The sequence below is a fragment of the Kitasatospora sp. UYEF31 genome (assembly GCF_057291755.1).
Genome location: NZ_JBXAWK010000002.1, coordinates 67,435 through 84,621 on the forward strand (window position 1 = coordinate 67,435; position 17,187 = coordinate 84,621).

Annotated in this window: 14 protein-coding genes and 1 pseudogene; 7 read left to right on the forward strand and 8 right to left on the reverse strand. The window is 70.0% G+C overall.

Going from position 1 to position 17,187, the window contains the following annotated elements; all coding sequences use genetic code 11:
• Positions 1 to 9 precede the first annotated feature (9 nt).
• A complete protein-coding gene (locus AC0Z36_RS01345; protein ID WP_485460739.1) occupies positions 10 to 1,734 on the reverse strand; it encodes a putative Ig domain-containing protein in 1,725 nt (574 codons plus the stop codon).
• Positions 1,735 to 2,053: 319 nt separating this feature from the next.
• Positions 2,054 to 2,293, reverse strand: coding sequence for a hypothetical protein (locus tag AC0Z36_RS01350; protein ID WP_485460740.1), 240 nt, complete (start codon positions 2,291 to 2,293; stop codon positions 2,054 to 2,056).
• A gap of 532 nt (positions 2,294 to 2,825) precedes the next feature.
• Here AC0Z36_RS01350 and AC0Z36_RS01355 point away from each other — a divergent pair.
• A pseudogene (locus tag AC0Z36_RS01355) lies at positions 2,826 to 3,143 on the forward strand (metal ABC transporter permease); the annotation flags it as partial.
• Positions 3,144 to 3,225: 82 nt separating this feature from the next.
• Here AC0Z36_RS01355 and AC0Z36_RS01360 read toward each other — a convergent pair.
• Positions 3,226 to 5,775 carry an ABC transporter permease gene (locus AC0Z36_RS01360; protein ID WP_485460741.1) on the reverse strand — a complete coding sequence of 850 codons (2,550 nt, stop codon included), beginning with the start codon at positions 5,773 to 5,775 and terminating at the stop codon, positions 3,226 to 3,228.
• Positions 5,775 to 6,494: an ABC transporter ATP-binding protein gene (locus AC0Z36_RS01365; RefSeq protein ID WP_485460845.1), complete on the reverse strand. Its 720-nt coding sequence runs from the start codon at positions 6,492 to 6,494 to the stop codon at positions 5,775 to 5,777. The genes AC0Z36_RS01360 and AC0Z36_RS01365 overlap by 1 nt, the downstream gene beginning before the upstream one ends.
• 458 nt (positions 6,495 to 6,952) lie before the next feature.
• Here AC0Z36_RS01365 and AC0Z36_RS01370 point away from each other — a divergent pair, with 458 nt between their 5' ends.
• Entirely contained in the window at positions 6,953 to 8,245 is a 1,293-nt protein-coding gene (locus AC0Z36_RS01370; RefSeq protein WP_485460742.1) for a sensor histidine kinase, read from the forward strand.
• A 109-nt stretch (positions 8,246 to 8,354) separates the two neighbouring features.
• Positions 8,355 to 9,029 carry a response regulator gene (locus tag AC0Z36_RS01375; protein ID WP_485460743.1) on the forward strand — a complete coding sequence of 225 codons (675 nt, stop codon included), beginning with the start codon at positions 8,355 to 8,357 and terminating at the stop codon, positions 9,027 to 9,029.
• Between the two features lie 51 nt (positions 9,030 to 9,080).
• Here the strand turns inward: AC0Z36_RS01375 and AC0Z36_RS01380 are convergent, their stop codons facing one another.
• Positions 9,081 to 9,827, reverse strand: coding sequence for a histidine phosphatase family protein (locus AC0Z36_RS01380; RefSeq protein ID WP_485460846.1), 747 nt, complete (start codon positions 9,825 to 9,827; stop codon positions 9,081 to 9,083).
• A 321-nt stretch (positions 9,828 to 10,148) separates the two neighbouring features.
• On the opposite strand from AC0Z36_RS01380, the gene AC0Z36_RS01385 reads away from it, so the two are divergent.
• The 4 genes from AC0Z36_RS01385 (at position 10,149) to AC0Z36_RS01400 (ending at position 13,179) form a co-directional block, all read left to right on the forward strand.
• The gene (locus tag AC0Z36_RS01385) at positions 10,149 to 10,370 is read left to right on the forward strand and encodes a CbtB domain-containing protein (protein ID WP_485460744.1); all 222 of its coding nucleotides are present in this window, start codon (positions 10,149 to 10,151) and stop codon (positions 10,368 to 10,370) included.
• A 123-nt stretch (positions 10,371 to 10,493) separates the two neighbouring features.
• Positions 10,494 to 11,285 carry a CbtA family protein gene (locus AC0Z36_RS01390; RefSeq protein WP_485460745.1) on the forward strand — a complete coding sequence of 264 codons (792 nt, stop codon included), beginning with the start codon at positions 10,494 to 10,496 and terminating at the stop codon, positions 11,283 to 11,285.
• Between the two features lie 202 nt (positions 11,286 to 11,487).
• Positions 11,488 to 11,967 (forward strand): hypothetical protein, encoded by a 480-nt coding sequence (locus AC0Z36_RS01395; RefSeq protein WP_485460746.1) that lies wholly within the window; start codon positions 11,488 to 11,490, stop codon positions 11,965 to 11,967.
• A gap of 174 nt (positions 11,968 to 12,141) precedes the next feature.
• Positions 12,142 to 13,179 (forward strand): aminotransferase class V-fold PLP-dependent enzyme, encoded by a 1,038-nt coding sequence (locus AC0Z36_RS01400; RefSeq protein ID WP_485460747.1) that lies wholly within the window; start codon positions 12,142 to 12,144, stop codon positions 13,177 to 13,179.
• A 298-nt stretch (positions 13,180 to 13,477) separates the two neighbouring features.
• On the opposite strand, the gene AC0Z36_RS01405 is transcribed toward AC0Z36_RS01400, so the two are convergent.
• The 3 genes from AC0Z36_RS01405 to AC0Z36_RS01415 form a co-directional block, all read right to left on the reverse strand.
• Positions 13,478 to 14,395 carry a TIGR03620 family F420-dependent LLM class oxidoreductase gene (locus AC0Z36_RS01405; RefSeq protein ID WP_485460748.1) on the reverse strand — a complete coding sequence of 306 codons (918 nt, stop codon included), beginning with the start codon at positions 14,393 to 14,395 and terminating at the stop codon, positions 13,478 to 13,480.
• A gap of 141 nt (positions 14,396 to 14,536) precedes the next feature.
• Positions 14,537 to 15,886, reverse strand: coding sequence for an MFS transporter (locus AC0Z36_RS01410; RefSeq protein WP_485460749.1), 1,350 nt, complete (start codon positions 15,884 to 15,886; stop codon positions 14,537 to 14,539).
• Between the two features lie 273 nt (positions 15,887 to 16,159).
• On the reverse strand, positions 16,160 to 17,176 hold the full coding sequence (locus AC0Z36_RS01415) for a LacI family DNA-binding transcriptional regulator (protein WP_485460750.1): 1,017 nt from the start codon (positions 17,174 to 17,176) through the stop codon (positions 16,160 to 16,162).
• Positions 17,177 to 17,187 lie beyond the last annotated feature (11 nt).

Consider the following 17,187-nt stretch of genomic DNA (forward strand, 5'->3'; position numbering starts at 1 on the left):
TGCCGTCTGTCAGGTGCCGGCCCGCAGGCGTCGGACCGCCACGGCGATGCCGACCAGGCCTGCGATGCCGAGCAGGCCCCACATCCACGTCCAGGTCCCGGCGCCGTTCGCGGTCGACGCCTGAACGGCGGCGGCGGGGGCGGCGGCCGGCGGCAGGGGTGCCGGGGCTGGCGCGGGCGCGGGCGAGACGGTCACGGTGATCCTGCCCTGCGTCCCCAGCGGCTGTGCGGAGGAGTCGGTGGCCGCGACAGTGAACGTCGTGTCCCCGGCGGTGACCGGGGTGCCGTCGACCTCCCCGGTCGCCGGGTCGAGGCTGAGCCCGGCGGGCAGGGTTCCGTCGAGGGTCCAGTGGTAGGGCGCGGTCCCGCCGCTGACCTGCAGTGTCCCGTGGTACGGGACACCGGCCACGGCCAGCGGAAGGCTGTGCTCGTCGATGGTGAGGCGTCCGGCGGCCCCCGCCGTCGCGGGTGCGGACAGCGGGGAGCCGCCCACCGCGTTAACCGCGCGCACTGAATAGGTGTTCGGGCCGCCCTGCGGAGCGGCGTCGGTGAAGGTCAGGACGTTGGGGCCGATGCTGGCGATGACCGGCGGTTCCCCGGCGGGGGGCGCGCCGGGATTCGGTGCGGCGTTCGCGGCCGGATCGGCGTCCTGGCCGCTGACTGCACGGTGGATCTCGTAGCCGGTGACCGGGCTGCCGCCGTTGTCGGCCGGGGGCATCCAGGTGAGGACGACCTTGTCCTCGCCCCCGGAGGCGCTCAGCTGGCCTGGGGCCGCCGGGACCGCGGTGGCTACACCGCTCAGCGCGATCGTGCGCGGGCTGTCGGGGAAGTTCCCGGCGACGGTGAGCTTCCCCGTGGTGGGCGCGCCCGTTTTCGGAGTGAAGACGACGTTGACCGTGCAGGAGGCACCGGAGGCGATCTGCCGACCGGTGCCCGGGGCGCAGCTCGACCCGGTGGTGTCCACGGTGAACGGTCCGTCCGCGGTGGCCGAGGTGACGGTCAGCGGGGCGTCGCCGGTGCTGGCCACGGTGACCGCGCGGGTCACCGGGGCGATAGCCGTGGTCCGGCCGAAGTCGACCGTCGCCGGGAGCGGGCCGACGGTGGCCGCCGGGGCGGTGAACGTCCAGCGGGCGGTACCCGGGCCGGTGCCCACGTCCCGCTGGGTGGAGGAGGTGGGGAAGACGCTCTGCTGGACGAAGGGCAGTCCGCCCAGGGATCCGGGGGCGCGCAGCCACGGCTGCGGGGAGCCGGCGGCGTGGAGCTCGACGGCCGTGCCGTCGATCCGGACGACAAGCTGCTGTCCGGACCGGACCGGTCCGTCGGCGTCGACCTTCGTCGTGGCGGTCACCGCGGTGCCCTTGGCGCCCGCGGGTCCCCCTGGGCCGGTGAGGATCATCGTGACCTCGGTGGCCCCGGTCGGCACCGTCAGCATGTGGTCCCCCGTGCCGGTCGCCTCGCCGGGCACGCTGGTGGTGGCGCGGCGAAGGGGTTCGCTCACCAGGGAGCCGCGCACCACTCCGGCCGGGCCGGGGGACGGTTGGCGGCCCGGCGCGGGTCCGCGGCCGACGGCGGACGCGCGGTCCGGCACCGGCCCGTGGGCCGCCGGGGTTGGGTGGGCGGTGGCGGACCCGGCTGCGCCGGCGGGCGCGACGACGGGCGCGACGACGGACAGCAGCGCGACGGCCGTCAGACGCGCCAGCAGAGGGATCGGTACGGCTCGGACCGGCCTGGCCATGACGGGTGCCCCCCGGTGGGCTGCGGTGGCGGATTCGGCGGGCGCGCGCACCCTGTGCCCGGCCCGTACGCACAGTGTGGAGGAGAGTGCGCACGCGCCGGAATGTTAACGCGCCCGATCAACGACCGGGAGGGGAATCGCCCACAAGATCACCCACTTGACGGTCCATCTGCTCTTCACGGGAACGTACGGCCGCCTTTGACTGGTTTTGCACCGTAACGTGCCTTCACACAGCACCGCTGAACCGGTTTGCACTGCACCACCGGACCTCTTCGCACCACACCGCCGGACCGGGTCACGCGACTTCACGCGGGCCGCTTCAGGCCGCTGTGATGAACCCGTCCATCGTCCACGGGGTGAACGGCACGGGCCGGCCGAGTCCCAGCGGGATAAAACTGTCGGGCACCCGCAGCGTGCGGTTGTCCTGCGACGCGCGGACCGCCGGGATGTACAGCGAGGCCATCGAACCGATGACCACCGCGATGATCGCGATCGCCAGACGCCGCCAGCTGACGCCAGGCTTCTTCGTCCCCTGGCCGAGCTCCTGAATGACCGTCATGACCGGTACTCCTTCCACCTGTACGCGCTCCTTTGTGGCGCGTACTCCACCGGTCCGGCACCTGGAGAGACAGAGACCTCGGCGCCGGCAGCGTCAACGTCGGATCATGACGTCGACATGAGGCGTCACAGTAGGGCTTTGTCGAGAAAGCCACGGGCGTTACTCACTCGAAAGAGTGACTTCACCCGCCGGCCGCACGTCGAGGACACGCAAGTTCACCCGTGAGAGTGAATACGTGCGGCCAACTGCGCCGAACCACCCCGCGGGACGGTCAGGCTTGGCCGTCTGGGAAGGTCCCAGAATAGTTGTCGTGAGCAACAAAACGGCCCGGCCCGAGGCCGCCCCCACGGATCCGACGCGTCCGTGGTGGACTCCGCGGTCACCGGCGTACGAGTGGTCAAAGGCGTCGGCCAGGAAGCCCGCGAGGTCGCCCGCCCTGAGGCGGTGATCCGGAAGGTGTACGGCCTCCCGACTGCGCGCGGTGGGCTTCAACCCCCGGTTCGGGCCGATGATGCAGGCCGTACCGGCGCTCGGGCAGGTCGGCGTGCTCGCCCTGGCCCGCGCGCAGCTGGTGGAGCCGGACATCCTGATCCTGGACGAGGCGACCGCCTCCCTGGACCTGGCCACCGAGGACGCGCTGACACAGAGCGCCGACCGGTTCGCGCACCGCCGCACGCCCCTGGTGGTCGCGCACCGGCTGACGACCGCGGCCCGCACCGACCGGGTGGCCGTACTGGACCGCGGCCGGGTGGCGGGGGTGGGGACACACCTGGAACTCCTCGCTGCCGGTGGAGCGCACGCGCGGTTGTGGGCTTCGTCCACGGGATCGGAGGCAGGCGTGGCTGCGTAGTGGTACGGGGTTGGAGGCTCCGGTTCCGCCCGGCCGGGTTTCGGGTGCGCTCCTGCCGGGCGGAATCCGGGCTTGCGTGTCGTCAGTCAGCGGCCACCGCCTGGAGGATGTTGAGCCTGGCGGCGCGGGCGGCGGGCCGCACTCCGGCGAGGAAGCCGCCCAGGACGCCGACCGTCAGGAGCACCGCGAGCTGTGTGAGCGGCAGGGTGAAGGTCAGGTCCATCGACCCGGCGAGGGCCCCGAGGGCAGCCCAGCCCAGGAAGATACCCAGGCCGAGTCCGGCCACTGCGCCGAGCGCGGCGGTGATGACGGACTCCCAGCGCAGGGCGCTGCGGACCTGGGCCCGGGAGGCCCCCACCGCGCGCAGCAGGCCGAGTTCGCGGGTGCGCTCGAAGACCGCGAGGGAGAGGGTGTTGGCGATCCCGCCCAGGGCGATGACCAGGGCGAGGGCGAGCAGGACGTACATGACGGTCAGCATGGTGGCGAGCATCGCCGTGCGGGCGTCGACGAAGCCGTCCAGGTCACGGACGGGAGGTGCGCCGTAGGGTGCCGCGACTCCCTTCACTGCGGCCTTGGCCGCACCCACCGCGGTGCCCGGCTTGAGCAGTATCACCGTGGCGCTGTCCAGGTTGGTCACCGCGTGCGGGGACCAGGCCTGACGGTCGATCACATAGTCGCCTACCAGCTGCGTCCGGCCGTAGAGCGCCTGGACGGTGAACTGCTGCGTGGCACCGTCGGGGAACCCCGCCCGAACCGTGCTCCCCAGGTTCCAGTGCTGGTCGTGGGCGGTGTCCGCGGCGACAGCGATGCCTCCGGGGCCGAGGTTGTCCACGGTGCCGGACTTCACATCGAGGTCGAGCAGGTCGGACAGCCGCATAGTGTCGGCGGCGACGGCTGTCCTGGTGTGGCCGTCAAGCCGGAGCATCGCGCCCTGCAACCCGGTGACCGCGTCGACCTGCGGCAACTCCGCTGCTCTGCTGGTCAGTTCGGGGCTCTGCCCCCCACCGGCCCAGCCCGCGGGATTGGTGCCGCCGATGATCAGCTGTCCGTTGACGGATTTGCGGGTCTCATCGCCGACGCCCTGCCCCAAGGACGCGGTGAACACCGCGAACAGGCAGACCACGGCGATGCCGACGACCATGGCGGTGGCTGCTCCCGCCGTGCGGCGGGGGCTGCGCAGCACGTTGCCGCGGGCCAGGAGTCCGGCCGCGCCGCGCAGCCGTGGCAGCGGCGCGGTGATCGGCCGGACCACGGCCCGGACCGCCGCCGGGGCGAGCAGCAGGACACCGGCGAGGGCGGCCGGCGCGCCCACCGCGAGCCACAGGAGCGAGGTCTCGACTGCGGAGTAGACACTGGCGGCGACTCCGAATGCCAGGACGACCGCGCCGGACAGGGTGCGGGCGCCGGACACGTCGGCACGTTCGGCGGCCGTCTCCTGGAGGGCGCTGACCGGTGCGGCCCGCGAACTGCGGACAGCGGGGACGAGGGCGGACACGAGAGTCGTCACGATGCCGACCGGCAGCACGATGGCAACGGTGGACGGCTGGAAGGTCAGGCCGTTGATCGGGAAGGCGACGCCGGCGGCGGTGAACAGTTCGTTGAGCCCGACGGCCAGGCCGATGCCCGCGAACAGGCCGGTCACAGAAGCGACGACGCCGATCAGCAGGGCCTCCACGACAGCCTGCCCCAGGACCTGGCGCCGGGAGGCGCCCAGGGCGCGCAGCAGCGCCGCTTCACGCATCCGCTGGGCGGTGACCACGTTGAAGGTGTGGTGGATGCTCACTGCGGCGACAACCAGCGCGATCAAGGCGAAGGCACTGATCGCGGTACGGAAGATACTCAGGAACCCGTCCTCGACGGAGTCGGTCTGTTCGGCGGTCGCCTCCGATCCGCTGATGGCCTGAGCACCCGGGGGCAGGACCCGCTGGACCGCCGCGGCCAGTTCCTTGTCGTCGGCTCCGGCTGCGGCGTGCACGGCGATCGTGCTGATCTTCGCCGGGTCCCGGGTCAGATACCGCTGGGCGTCGTCGAGGGTGAAAGCGGTGTACGAACCGCCGACGAACGCGTCCACGTCACCGAACTTGGCGATACCGACGACGGTGACGGCGACGGGCTGCGGGGTCAGCACGGTGATCTTGTCGCCGAGGCGCAGGTGGCCCTGCTTGGCGGAGGCGCGGTCGATCACCACCTCGCCGGGGGCTGCCGGTGCCCGGCCGTCGTACAGCTTCCACGGGTTGAGCTTGTCGTCGGTGAGCCAGTTCCCGGCCTGCCGGGGGCCGTTGCCGGTAAGCGCCTTACCGTCCTTGCCGACCAGTTGGCCGTAACCGCTGATCTGTGGTTCGGCGACCGTCACTCCGGGAACGGACCGCACCGGGCCGATCAGTTCGGCGTCGATGCCGGCGCGCTGGCTGCCGGGCGCGTCGGTCACGCTGACCGCGTTGCGGACCACGACGTCCGTGCCGGACCCGGAGTCGCGGATCAGACCGGTGATCGAGGACTTGAGGGTGTCGGAGAGGGTGAGCGCTCCGGACAGGAACGCGGTGCCTATGACGACTGCGAGGACCAGGCCGACGAGGCGGCGCTTGCGGGCCCACAGTGTCCTGGCTGCCAGCTTGAACAGAACGCTGTCCATCAGACGCCACCCTTCGGGAACGGAGTGCTGTGGTGGTCGAAGGCCTTCATCCGGTCGAGGACGCGCTCCTGGGTGGGCGATTCCATCCGGTCGGCGATCCGGCCGTCGGCCAGGAACACGACGCTGTCGGCGAACGCCGCCGCGGCTGCGTCGTGGGTGACCATCAGCACGGTCTGGCCCAGTTCGTCGACCGCGCCGCGCAACAACGCCAGCACGTCGGCGCCCGACCGCGAGTCGAGGTTGCCGGTCGGCTCGTCGGCCATGACGATGTCCGGGCGGGTCGCCAGCGCGCGGGCGACGGCCACCCGCTGCTGCTGGCCGCCGGACAGTTCGGACGGCCGGTGGCGCAGGCGGTCCCCCAGCCCCACCGAAGCCACCACTTCGTCCAGCCACACCGTGTCCGGGTGGCTGCCGGCCAGTGCTGCGGGCAGTGTGATGTTCTCGTACGCGGTCAGGGTCGGCAGCAGGTTGAAGGCCTGGAAGACGAAGCCGATGCGGTCCCGGCGCAGCCGCGTCAGGTCCCGGTCGGTCAGCGTGCCCAGTTCGGTTCCGCCGAGGTGGACACTGCCGCAGGTCAGGGTTTCGAGCCCGGCCAGGCAGTGCAGCAGGGTCGACTTGCCGGACCCGGACGGGCCCATCACCGCGGTGAAGCGGCCGGCCGGGAAACCGACGGTGACGTCGTCGAGGGCGTGGACCTCCGCGTCGCCTCCGCCGTACACCCGCCTTGCGTGGACGGCGCAGGCCGCATAGCGGTCGGTGCGGGCGGGGTCGACGGTTTCGGTCTCCGTGCCGGCGCCGGTCCCGGAGTATGAACCGGGGTTGGGCCGGTTGTCCGTCTGCTCGTTCGTCTGGGCGTTCAACTGGGCGTTCCGCGGCTTGTTCCGTTGACTGTTGGTCTCGGGCGGACCGTTGTAAGCAGTAGCCATCACGAAGCTCCACAGGTAGGGGTCGAAGGCTGTCGTTCCATGGCCCCAACCCTTCTGCCAGACGCCGTCGAGGTCGTCCGCCGCCGGAAGACACCCCGGGTACGCCATGGGGAGTCGCCGACCGGTTTCCGGGCGGGCCCGCTGCTTCCCGGGGAGCAGCCGGACGGCCGCGTACTGCTCCCCCGGAAGCAGACGATCAGCCTCCCGCCAGCGGATGCCCCACAGTCCGGACCCGGCCTAGGGTTTGCCGCATGACACCGCCCGTGCCCTGGACCACCCGCCTGACGGACCGCCTGCAGCGACGGCTGGCCACGCCCGTGCCCGCCGGGGTCAGGGACGCTTTCATCGTCGTGGTGGTCGGGATCATCCACGTAGGGGTGACGGTCACTGTCTCCTCCCGGCAGAGCGGGCACCGGGATCTCGACCTGCTCGGCTTCACGTTGCTGGCCGCCGGTCCGCTGTTGTTGGCGCTGCGCCGCAGGTTCCCCGTCCCCGTGCTGTTCGGCGCGGTCGGTGTGACGTTGGCCTACGCCCTGCTCGACTATCCGATGGGGCCGGTCTTCCTCCCGATGATCATCGCGCTGGCCACAGCGATATCCGCCGGCCACCGCCGGGAGGCCTACACAGTGCTGGCGTCCGGCTACGGAGGCTTCGTGTGGCTGCATCCGTGGGTGACCGAGGACCGCGGCCCCACCGCGCTGGAAGCAGGCGGGATCCTGGCCTGGCTCCTGCTCCTGGCCACCGTCAGCGAGGCCTTCCGCATCCGCGCGGCCTACAAGACGTCCGAGGCTGTGTCGGAGCGGTTGAAGCTGCTCACCCGGCAAGACGCCGAACGCCGCATCCGGAACGAGGAACGACTGCGCATCGCCCGGGAGTTGCACGATGTCCTGGCCCACCACATCTCACTGATGAACGTGCAGGCTTCGGTGGGCCTGGAACTGATGGACGACCATCCCGAGCAGGCACGGACGGCACTCACCGCCGTGAAACGGGCCAGCGGCGAAGCGCTCGGCGAACTCCGCTCCGCGCTGGCGCTGCTCAAGGGCCAGGGCGAGACGGCACCACGCTCACCCACGGCGGGTCTGGACCACCTCGAAGACCTGGTGGCCCGCACCTCCGCGGGCGGGCTCTCCGTCACAGTGACCCGGGTGGGCCGTGTGCGACCGGTGCCCGCGCCGGTGGATCTGGCGGCGTACAGGATCGTCCAGGAGTCCCTGACCAACGTGGTCCGGCACGCCGCCGCCGACACGGCAGGTGTCCGGATCGCCTACGGCGAACGGACCCTGACCGTCACGGTCGAGGACGACGGCACCGGCAGCCTGGCGCACCGGCCCCCGCGGACCCCGGTGCCGGGTGGCAGTGGCCTGCGCGGTATGCAGGAGCGGGCGGTGGCGTTGGGCGGCAGAGTCACCGCCGGGCCCCGGCCCCAGGGCGGCTTCCGGGTCACGGCCTACTTCCCGGGCATACCGTCGGATGCGCTCGACGCGATGCAGTCCTCCCCGCCCGGACCAGGCCATGACGGACCGACGGGCCAAGCGGTTTAATCAGTCCGATCAGTCCAATCAGTCCGATCAGGCAGACCAGGCAGACCAGACGACCAGGCGACACAGACAGTGCGGACAGCACTGCCGACCGGGCGAAGGCGGGCGAAGGATGATCTCACTGGTGCTGGCGGACGACCAGGCGCTGGTCCGGGCCGGGTTCAGAGCACTCCTGGACGCGCAGCCCGACATGACGGTGGTCGGCGAGGCCGCGGGCGGCGAGGAAGCCGTGCGACTGGCCCGCGAGCACAAGCCCGACATCGTCCTCATGGACATCCGGATGCCGGGCCTCGATGGTCTGGAGGCGACCCGCCGGATCACCGCCGACCCCGCGCTCGACAGCGTCCGGATCATCATCCTGACCACCTTCGACCTGGACGAGTACGTCTTCGAGGCGCTGCGCAACGGCGCTTCCGGGTTCCTGGTCAAGGACACCGAACCACCCGAACTGCTGCGCGGGGTAAGGGTGGTGGCCGCCGGGGAAGCCCTGCTCTCCCCGGGTGTCACCCGTACGCTGATCGCGGAGTACGCCGCCACCGCGGGCGCGCGTCCGGCGCCGACTGCACCGCTGCCCGCCGGGTTCGCACTTCTGACCGACCGCGAGAAGGAGGTCGCCGCCCTGGTCGGCCAGGGCCTGTCCAACGAAGAGATCGCCACCCGCCTGGTCGTCAGCCCCTTGACCGCCAAGACTCACGTCAGCCGGGCGATGGTCAAACTCGCTGTCCGGGACCGGGCCCAGCTGGTGGTTTTCGCCTACGAGACCGGCCTGGTGAAACCGGGAGGCTGAGGAGTCCGAGGTGGCTGAGGAGTCGGCGGCAGCTGAGGAGACCGGACAGATTCAGACGCCTCCATCCGCGGACCGCCCGAGGAGTATGTTCCACCGGCCCTGACGGCCATTCAGTTCAGTGATGGACAGCGGCCGTACGTCCAGCCGCCAGAACGCCGGGCCGGGCAGGCCGAGGACGTACACGGCGGCGGCACGTACAACGTCAGGTTCGACCACCGCGAGCACCCGGCCCCGAGCGGTAGACCCGACGCTGGACCCGGCGACAGACCCGGCAGCGGACACGGCGCCGGGACCCGCGACAGGCCCCGCTACCGGCCCCACGCATGGCGCGGGGACAGGTGTGGCAACCGGTTCGGCAGCCAGCGCGTCCAGCCACGAACCGACCCGGTCGAACAACTCCGACAGGCTCTCCCCGCCATGTGGAGCGGCACCCGGCTCTGCGAGCCAGCGGGCCACCGCTTCCCCCTCCTGCGCAGCTACCTGATCCAGGGTCCTGCCCCGCCAGCGGCCCATCCCGCATCCGGCGAGGGCGGTCACAGGCTCCCCCGTGAGGCCCAGGGCTCCGGCGGTCTGCCGACAGCGCACCGACGGCGAGGTGAAGATCCGCCCGCCGGCCGCAACCGCACCGGCGGCCGCGCGGGCCTGCCGCAGACCTCCGGCGTCCAGCGGGCTGCCGTCATCGAACCGCGCTTCCTTCGACGCGACACTTGTCGCCGCCGACACCAACGTCACCCGTACCGTCAACGTTTTCCCGTCCTGCCCGAACCGGTCCCGGCCGGCCTCCGGAAGCCGGTCCATCACAGCCCGACTGTCACACATGCCCCCTGCCCCGACCGCAACAGTCGCCTGCCAGGAAGAAACATTCCTGCACATCCGCCGGTCCCGCACGGTGCGCGAACGGCCCCGCCCCGCCCTTGGCCCGTCCGGCAGTTGGCGGTACCTTCAGCTCCCGGGGCCCTTCAGCCCCGACAACGACGGCAAGACGGAAGTCCGGTGAGAGTCCGGCACGGTCGCGCCACTGTGAGTCGGGAACCCGTCAGGTTTCCGCGAGTCAGACCCAATGCCGTCGTCTGTGCACCATCTAACGGGACGCGAGTTCCCAAGGAGGTCCTGCCTGCCATGGCACACACCACTGCGTCACCCCTCATCCCCGCCCGGCCCCTGCCGGCCCCGCTGCCCGTGCGCACGGTCCTGCCCTGGGCGGTTTTCCTCGGCGTCCTGCTCCTTGCCCTGCTGTACTTCGTCGGCGCGGAGCAGGGCGCGACGGCTCTGATCTCCGGTGAGAACGTCCACGAATGGCTCCACGACGGCCGCCACCTGCTGGGCTTCCCCTGTCACTGACACAAGTGCCACTGAACAAGTGCCACTGAACAAGCGCCATGGACAAGTGCCATGGACAAGTGCCATGGACAAGTGCCATGGACAAGTGCCGCTGACGCACGTGCCACTGACCGGAGAACCCCGATGAATTCCGCAGTCGTCAGATCCCTGCTCGTCCGCGGCATGCTCGCGGGCCTGCTGGCCGCGCTGCCCGCCCTGCTCGTCGCCTACCTCCTCGGCGAACCCCGGGTGGACTCCGCCATCGCCTATGAGGAGTCGCACGCCCACGAACACGGGATGGAGGCGGTCAGCCGTTCCCTGCAGTCGACGGCCGGACTGGCCACCGGCATCCTCGTCTACGGTGTCGCACTGGGCGGGATAGCGGCCCTGGCCTTCTGTTTCACCCTGGGCCGGATCGGCCGTCTCACGCCCCGTGCGACGGCGGCCCTGCTGTCGGGCGCGGCGCTGCTCGCCTTCTATCTCGTGCCGTTCTTCAAGTACCCGGCCAATCCGCCGTCGGTGGGGGACGCGGAAACGATAGGCAGGCGCACTGCGCTGTACTTCCTCATGATGGTGCTCAGCGTGCTGATGACGGTCGCCACGGTGATCATCGGCAAACGGCTGATCCCCTGTCTGGGTGCCTGGTACGCCACCGTCGCCGCTGTAGCCGGTTTCTGTACGGCGGTCGGGCTCGCCTACGCGTTCCTGCCGTCGGTCAACGAAGTCCCCGCGGACTTCCCGGCGCAGTTGCTCTGGCAGTTCCGTCTCGCGGCCGCGGCCGTCCAGGTCACCCTGTGGGCCGGTTTCGGCGTCCTGTTCGGGTATCTCGCCGAACGGCTGCTCGTCCCAGCGGTACAGCCGATGCCACAGCAGGCAAAACAGCAGGCGACGGCCAGCCCGGACACAGGATCGATGACGGCGTCGCCGAGCGCCTGACCCGTACGGCATCCTGACCGGCGGTCCGGTCGGCTAGCCGACTGCCGGACGCCTGGAACGAGGTGCCCGGCAGCCGGCCGGTCAACGTCCCGACGTCTCTTGTGGTCTTTCATCGCTCCCGGCACGCTTCGGTGATCACACCGGACACAACACCACAGCACCACAGCACCACAGCGCGCAGAACCACACCGGGAGACCCGAATTGACTGCCGAGAAGCCCGAACTGACCATCACTCACATATCCGAGACGCCCTGGCACGAGGTCAAGGCGCAGTCGCACAGCGGGCGGCGGACCAGCGTCTGGGAGAAATTCCTGGAGTGGACGCCCGAACGTACGGTCATCTACGCGCGCTACGACGCCGGGGTGGTCGTCGAGCGGCACGGGCACATGTCCGAGCATTTCGTGTTCGTCGTCGCCGGAGAGATCCTGGTCGGCGACCGGCCGTGCCCTGCCGGCACCCACATCACCCTGGAGCGGGGGGCCGCGTTCGGTCCGCTCACCGCCGGGCCTGAGGGCGCGACGCTGTACGAGATCATGTGCGGCGACCCACGCGCCGTCCCGGCCGACCGGCCCGGCTTCGAACGGCTGCTCGCCGAGCGGGACATCACCGCGCTGCCGAACCCGCCGGTGCCGTGGCCGGTCTGGATCGCGACCCGGACGGACGGGGACCCGGGTGCCTGAAAATCCGTACGAGGCTCCCCGAAGATCCGACACGCCAGACACGCCGGACTGGACCGACACGCCAGACCGGACCGACCGGACCGACCAGCGAACGCGCCCGGGAAACAACAGACAAGGCCGCCGAGTCACAATTGGCCCTGTCCCTGCGCTGAAACGCTGCCTACCGTTGTGATCATGGAACTCGACGCCGCACAGTCCCTCTGGTCCCCCGAGCCCGGCTGGCTCAACACCGCTTCTTACGGCCTGCCTCCGCTGCCCGCCTTCGAGGCCGTACTCGCCGCGCAGGACGACTGGCGGAACGGCCGCACCAGCTCGGAACCGTGGGGTGAGTGCACCGAACGCGCCCGCAACTCCTTCGCCCGGCTCGTCAACGTGCCCAGGCAGGACGTGTGCATCGGCGCGACCGTCTCCGGCCTGATCGCGCCGATAGCCGCCGCTGTCCCGGACGGAGCCCGGGTCCTCGTGCCCGACATCGAGTTCACCTCGAACGTCTTCCCGTGGGCCGCGCACGCTGCCCGGGGCGTCGAAGTGGTCGCCGTCGCCCCGGAGAAGCTGCCCGAGGCGATCGATGAGCGTACGCACACCGTCGCGTACAGCCTCGTCCAGTCAGCCGACGGCTCGGTCGCGCCGGACGATGAGATCGTGGCGGCCGCCCGCGCGTACGGCGCGGATGTCGTCGTGGACGCCACCCAGGCCTGCGGCTGGCTGCCGGTCGACGCGTCGCGCTACGACGCGCTGGTGTGCCATACGTACAAGTGGCTGATGTCCCCACGCGGCGCGTCCCTCGCCTACCTGGCACCGGAGTTGTGTGAGCGGATCATCCCGCTGAGCGCCGGCTGGTACGCCGGTGGCGACGTCCACTCCTCCTACTACGGGCTGCCGTTGCGGCTGGCCGGGGACGCCCGCCGGTTCGACACTTCGCCGGACTGGTTCGCCTGGGTCGGCTCGGCTCCCGCGCTCGAACTGGTCGAGGCGGTCGGCGTGGAGAAGATCAACGCGTACGACGTCGCGCTGGCCAACCGCTTCCTGGCCGGGCTCGGCCACGCGCCCGGGAACAGCGCGATCGTCAGCGTGGACGTCCCCGGCGCGGAGGAGAAGTTGCGGGCGGCCGGGATCCGTACGGCAGTCCGCGCGGGCCGGGTTCGGGCTTCGTTCCACCTGTATACGACAGAGGCTGATGTGGACACGGCGGTGGCGGCGCTCACCGCCTGACCCGGTAACACCGGAACCACCGGAACCACCGGCACCACCGGAACCACCGGAACCACCGGCACCACTACAACTGCCGCCAGCGCCTTAGCCGCGACCGCGTCAGGCATGCTCGGAGTGTCGTGGATCAAGATCATTCCACAACATTCCACAACACTCCGAGCATGCCCGACGCGACCCCGACGACAGTGACCCAGCTACAGCTACAGCTACAGCTACAGCTACAGCTACAGCTACAGCTACAGCTACAGCTACAGTGACGCACCCCAAGCGGTGACGCGGCCGCAAACGCAATCGCCCCTCACAGCAACCCCGCCAACTCCCGCACCTCCCCCATCGGCAGGTCCCCCACCGACTCCCCGAGCACCTGGACGCACACGTGGTCCGCCCCGGCCGCGAACTGCCTGTCCACGTGCCCGCGCACCGCGTCCACATCCCCGGAAGCCACCAGCGCGTCGATGAGCCGCTCACTGCCGCCGTCGGCGAAGTCCGCCCCGGTGAACCCGTGGCCCAGCCACACCTTCTGGTAGTTCGGCAGGCCGAGGTACATCTTGAGGTACTCCCGCGACCGGCGCAGCACCGTCTCGCGGTCCTCGGACAGGACCACAGCCTGTTCCACCGCGAGTAGTCCCCGGGTCAGCAACTTCCGCGCGGCGGACGTGTGTTCGGGCACGACCAGGTAGGTCAGCGCGCCTTCCGCCCGCTGGTCGGCGAGTTCCAGCATGCGCGGGCCGAGCGCCGCGAGGAAGCGCGCCGGGCGGGGCCGGTCGGCGCCTTCGGCGAAGTAGAACGCCGAGTCCAGGGCGTCGAGGTAGGTGCGCATGAGGCTGAGTGGCTTGGTGTACACGCCTCCGCGCAGTCCTTCCACAAGCGGTGCGTGACTGATGCCGAGGCCGGTGAGGAAGCGTCCCGGGTGTGCGTCGGACACTGTGCGCATCGCTCCGTTACCGGCGGTCGCGTCGCGTGCCCAGATGCTGGAGATACCGGTGGCCACGGTGATCCGGGGGCTCGACTCCAGTGCGATGAGCGCTGCGGTGAAACTCTCCCGGCCGATCGTCTCGCCCGTCCAGAGGGTTCCATAGCCGAGTCCGTCGATCTGTGCGACCAGTTCACGGCCGGTCGCGACCGGCAGGTGTTCGAGGGCCGCGGTCCACAGGCCGATACGGCCGAGGTCCGGTACGGGCTGGTGCTCCGGTGTTGCCGTGGTGCCTTCGGTCATTGCTCTGCTCCCCCTGGGTGGCGGCGTTCCCGCCGTTGCCACTATGCCGAAAGGCCGTCGCGTACGGATGACCCCCGGGCAAGGAAACGCAGCGGGCCCGCGGACACCTGGTCCACGGGCCCCGACCGGTTCAGCCGCGTACTACTTGACGCGCTTGACGAACTGCGCGAGGCAGGCGCCGCCCAGCGAGATGACCGCCGAGACCGCGAACAGACCCTTGTAGCCGAGGTCGAAGTCCTTGACGATCCAGATCGCCAGGAACGGGGCGAGGATCTGCGGTCCCGCGTTGGCGATGTTGATCAGGCCCATGTCCTTGCCGACGTTGTCGGGGTTGGGCAGAACTTTGGTGATCAGTGCCATGTCCACGGCCATGTAGGCGCCGAGGGACAGTCCGCCGATGATCTGGTAGGCGACCATCGCGCCGATGGTCGGCGAGAAGGCCGGGATCGCCAGGGCCCCGGCGGTCACGATGCCGGAACCGAGGACGAACGGCTTGATGCGGCCGACCTTGTCCACGATCGGGCCGATGACCATCGCCGCGACGACGGAGCAGACTGCGTTGAGTGCCATCAAGGAACCCATGGCCGGGCCGAGGTCCTTCGGCGACATCTTGATGTATTCCATCAGGATGAAGAATGTGTACGTGGAGACCAGGAAGTAACCCGTCATCAGACCCATTCGCGAGAACAGGGCGACGACGAAGTCCGGGTGCTCCTTGGGGTTGACCGTGAAGCCCTTGAGGAAAGCCAGCAGGTTGAACGGCTCACGCGGCATGTGCTTGTTCGACTTGTCCGGGGACAGGAAGACGAACAGCAGCGCGGCGACGACGATGAAACCGGCGATCAGGTAGTAGGCCGGCTTGAAGGTGCCGGCCACATTGTCGACGAACGTGCCGTCAAAGCCGCCGACGGTCTTGTCACCCAGGCCGAAGTACTTCAGGTTGACGCCGACCAGGATGAGCGAGCCGATGATGATCGCCGTCGGCATGGCCATGCCCACCAGCGCGGAGAACTTTCCGTACTGCTTGGCGGGCACGCGGTCGGGCATGACCGCGGTGATCGCGGCCTGGTAGCCGTTCATGATGAACTGGATCAGGCCCCAGGTCAGGCCCAGCATCGCGATCGACGTGGCCTGCGCCTGGACGACCAGCATGCTGGCGCCGGCGAAGGCGCAGATGAAGATCCACGGGGCACGGCGGCCGAAGCGGCTACGGGTGCGGTCCGAGATCAGACCGAACAGCGGGTTGCCGACCGTGGCGAGCAGCGCGCCCCAGAAGGACGGCCACTTGAGGGCCTCGGGGTCCGGGTGGCCGGTGATGCTGGCGACCTGGAGCGGCAGCACGTAGGCGCCGACGCCGATCCACAGTATGTACAGGGCGATGTTGACCACCGGCAGGGTGGCGTGCAGCGTGCCCAGCTTGTAAGCGGGACCGTCACCGACCTGGGCCGGGGACTTCACCGCTTCAGAGGCAGCGACATTCGTAGTCGTCATAGGTTCTCATCCGAACTGTGCAGAAGTACGGAGACGAGTCTGCGGAGGCGACTCGCCACCCACCTATGACGACTGTGCTACTGACACGTGTCAGCGGTGGACGAGGGAGATCTTGGCCCGCCGGAACACCCGTTGACAAGGGGTTCGTGAGGCAGGTCTCATACAGTTCTTTAACGGTGATCTTCACGAAACCCGCCCGTTGTCTTCAGATCTGCACTAGAGAGCTCGGACGCGGCACTCAACAACCGGCGACTAAGCGGTATTCGGGGGTGTTCAGCCCGATTCGCGCACCGTGAGCTGTGGAAGCACCGTCAGGTCCGCGTCCGCCGCGGGGCGTACCCCGTCGACCAGGCCACGCAGCACGTCGGCGGTCACCCGCGCCATGGCCGGCATGTCGATCGCCACGCTCGTCAGCCGCGGGCGGAGGAGCGTGCAGATGTCGAGGTTGTCCGCGCCGATGACGGCCACATCCTGCGGGACGGCCAGGCCCAGGGTCTGGAGCGCGTTCATCGCCATCATCGCGTGCTCGTCGTTGTAGGCGAACAATGCGGTGGGCCGTTCCTCCCAGGGCCGCCACAGGAACAGCGTCTGCAACTGCTGGTAGAGGTTCCGGTCGACGGGGATGCGGTCGACCGCGCCGTCTCCGGCGCTCATCGCGGCGGTCAGGCCGTCGTAGCGGCCCTCGCCGAGGACAGTGAGGCGTCCGGCGGGGACCAGGCAGGCGACCCGCTGGTGGCCGCGGGCCAGCAGGTGCCGGGCGACCTCCTCGCCGATGGCCCGGTCGTCGAATACGACGGTCGGGATGCCGTCGAGCCGGTGCGGTCCGTACGCGAGGACTGATTCGACGCCGGCGGCCCGGAGGGTCTTGAGGGTGCCGGGGACGACACGTTCGGAGTCGACCATGACGGCGGCGGGGCGCAGCTCGGCCCAGCCGCGGGCGGCGTCGGCGTCGTCCACGTGGCGGTGGCCCTGGATGAGCAGGGTCAGGCCGCGGTCGGCGAGTTCTTCGGAGAGCCGGTTCAGCAGGGTGTCGAACATCGGGCCGAGGGGATCGCGGGGCATGGGCATCAGGACGACGTCGCTGGTGCCCGCGCGCAGCAGTCTGGCCTGGGCGTTGGGCGCGTAGCCGAGCTGGCGGACGGCGGCCAGGACCTTCGCGCTGGTCGCCTGGCTGATCCGGCCGTCCTCGGTTCCATTGAGGACGTAGCTGACTGTGGTGCGTGACACACCGGCGGTTTTTGCGACATCCGTGCTGGTGGGAGGCCGTTTTCTCGGCTGATCATCCGTCATATGTCTAAAAA

Coding starts and splice junctions, on each gene's coding strand:
- AC0Z36_RS01345 (WP_485460739.1), bottom strand. CDS start 1,734: ATGGCCAGGCCGGTCCGAGCCGTACCGATCCCTCTGCTGGCGCGTCTG.
- AC0Z36_RS01350 (WP_485460740.1), bottom strand. CDS start 2,293: ATGACGGTCATTCAGGAGCTCGGCCAGGGGACGAAGAAGCCTGGCGTC.
- AC0Z36_RS01360 (WP_485460741.1), bottom strand. CDS start 5,775: ATGGACAGCGTTCTGTTCAAGCTGGCAGCCAGGACACTGTGGGCCCGC.
- AC0Z36_RS01370 (WP_485460742.1), top strand. CDS start 6,953: ATGACACCGCCCGTGCCCTGGACCACCCGCCTGACGGACCGCCTGCAG.
- AC0Z36_RS01375 (WP_485460743.1), top strand. CDS start 8,355: ATGATCTCACTGGTGCTGGCGGACGACCAGGCGCTGGTCCGGGCCGGG.
- AC0Z36_RS01380 (WP_485460846.1), bottom strand. CDS start 9,827: ATGGACCGGCTTCCGGAGGCCGGCCGGGACCGGTTCGGGCAGGACGGG.
- AC0Z36_RS01385 (WP_485460744.1), top strand. CDS start 10,149: ATGGCACACACCACTGCGTCACCCCTCATCCCCGCCCGGCCCCTGCCG.
- AC0Z36_RS01390 (WP_485460745.1), top strand. CDS start 10,494: ATGAATTCCGCAGTCGTCAGATCCCTGCTCGTCCGCGGCATGCTCGCG.
- AC0Z36_RS01400 (WP_485460747.1), top strand. CDS start 12,142: ATGGAACTCGACGCCGCACAGTCCCTCTGGTCCCCCGAGCCCGGCTGG.
- AC0Z36_RS01405 (WP_485460748.1), bottom strand. CDS start 14,395: ATGACCGAAGGCACCACGGCAACACCGGAGCACCAGCCCGTACCGGAC.
- AC0Z36_RS01410 (WP_485460749.1), bottom strand. CDS start 15,886: ATGACGACTACGAATGTCGCTGCCTCTGAAGCGGTGAAGTCCCCGGCC.
- AC0Z36_RS01415 (WP_485460750.1), bottom strand. CDS start 17,176: ATGACGGATGATCAGCCGAGAAAACGGCCTCCCACCAGCACGGATGTC.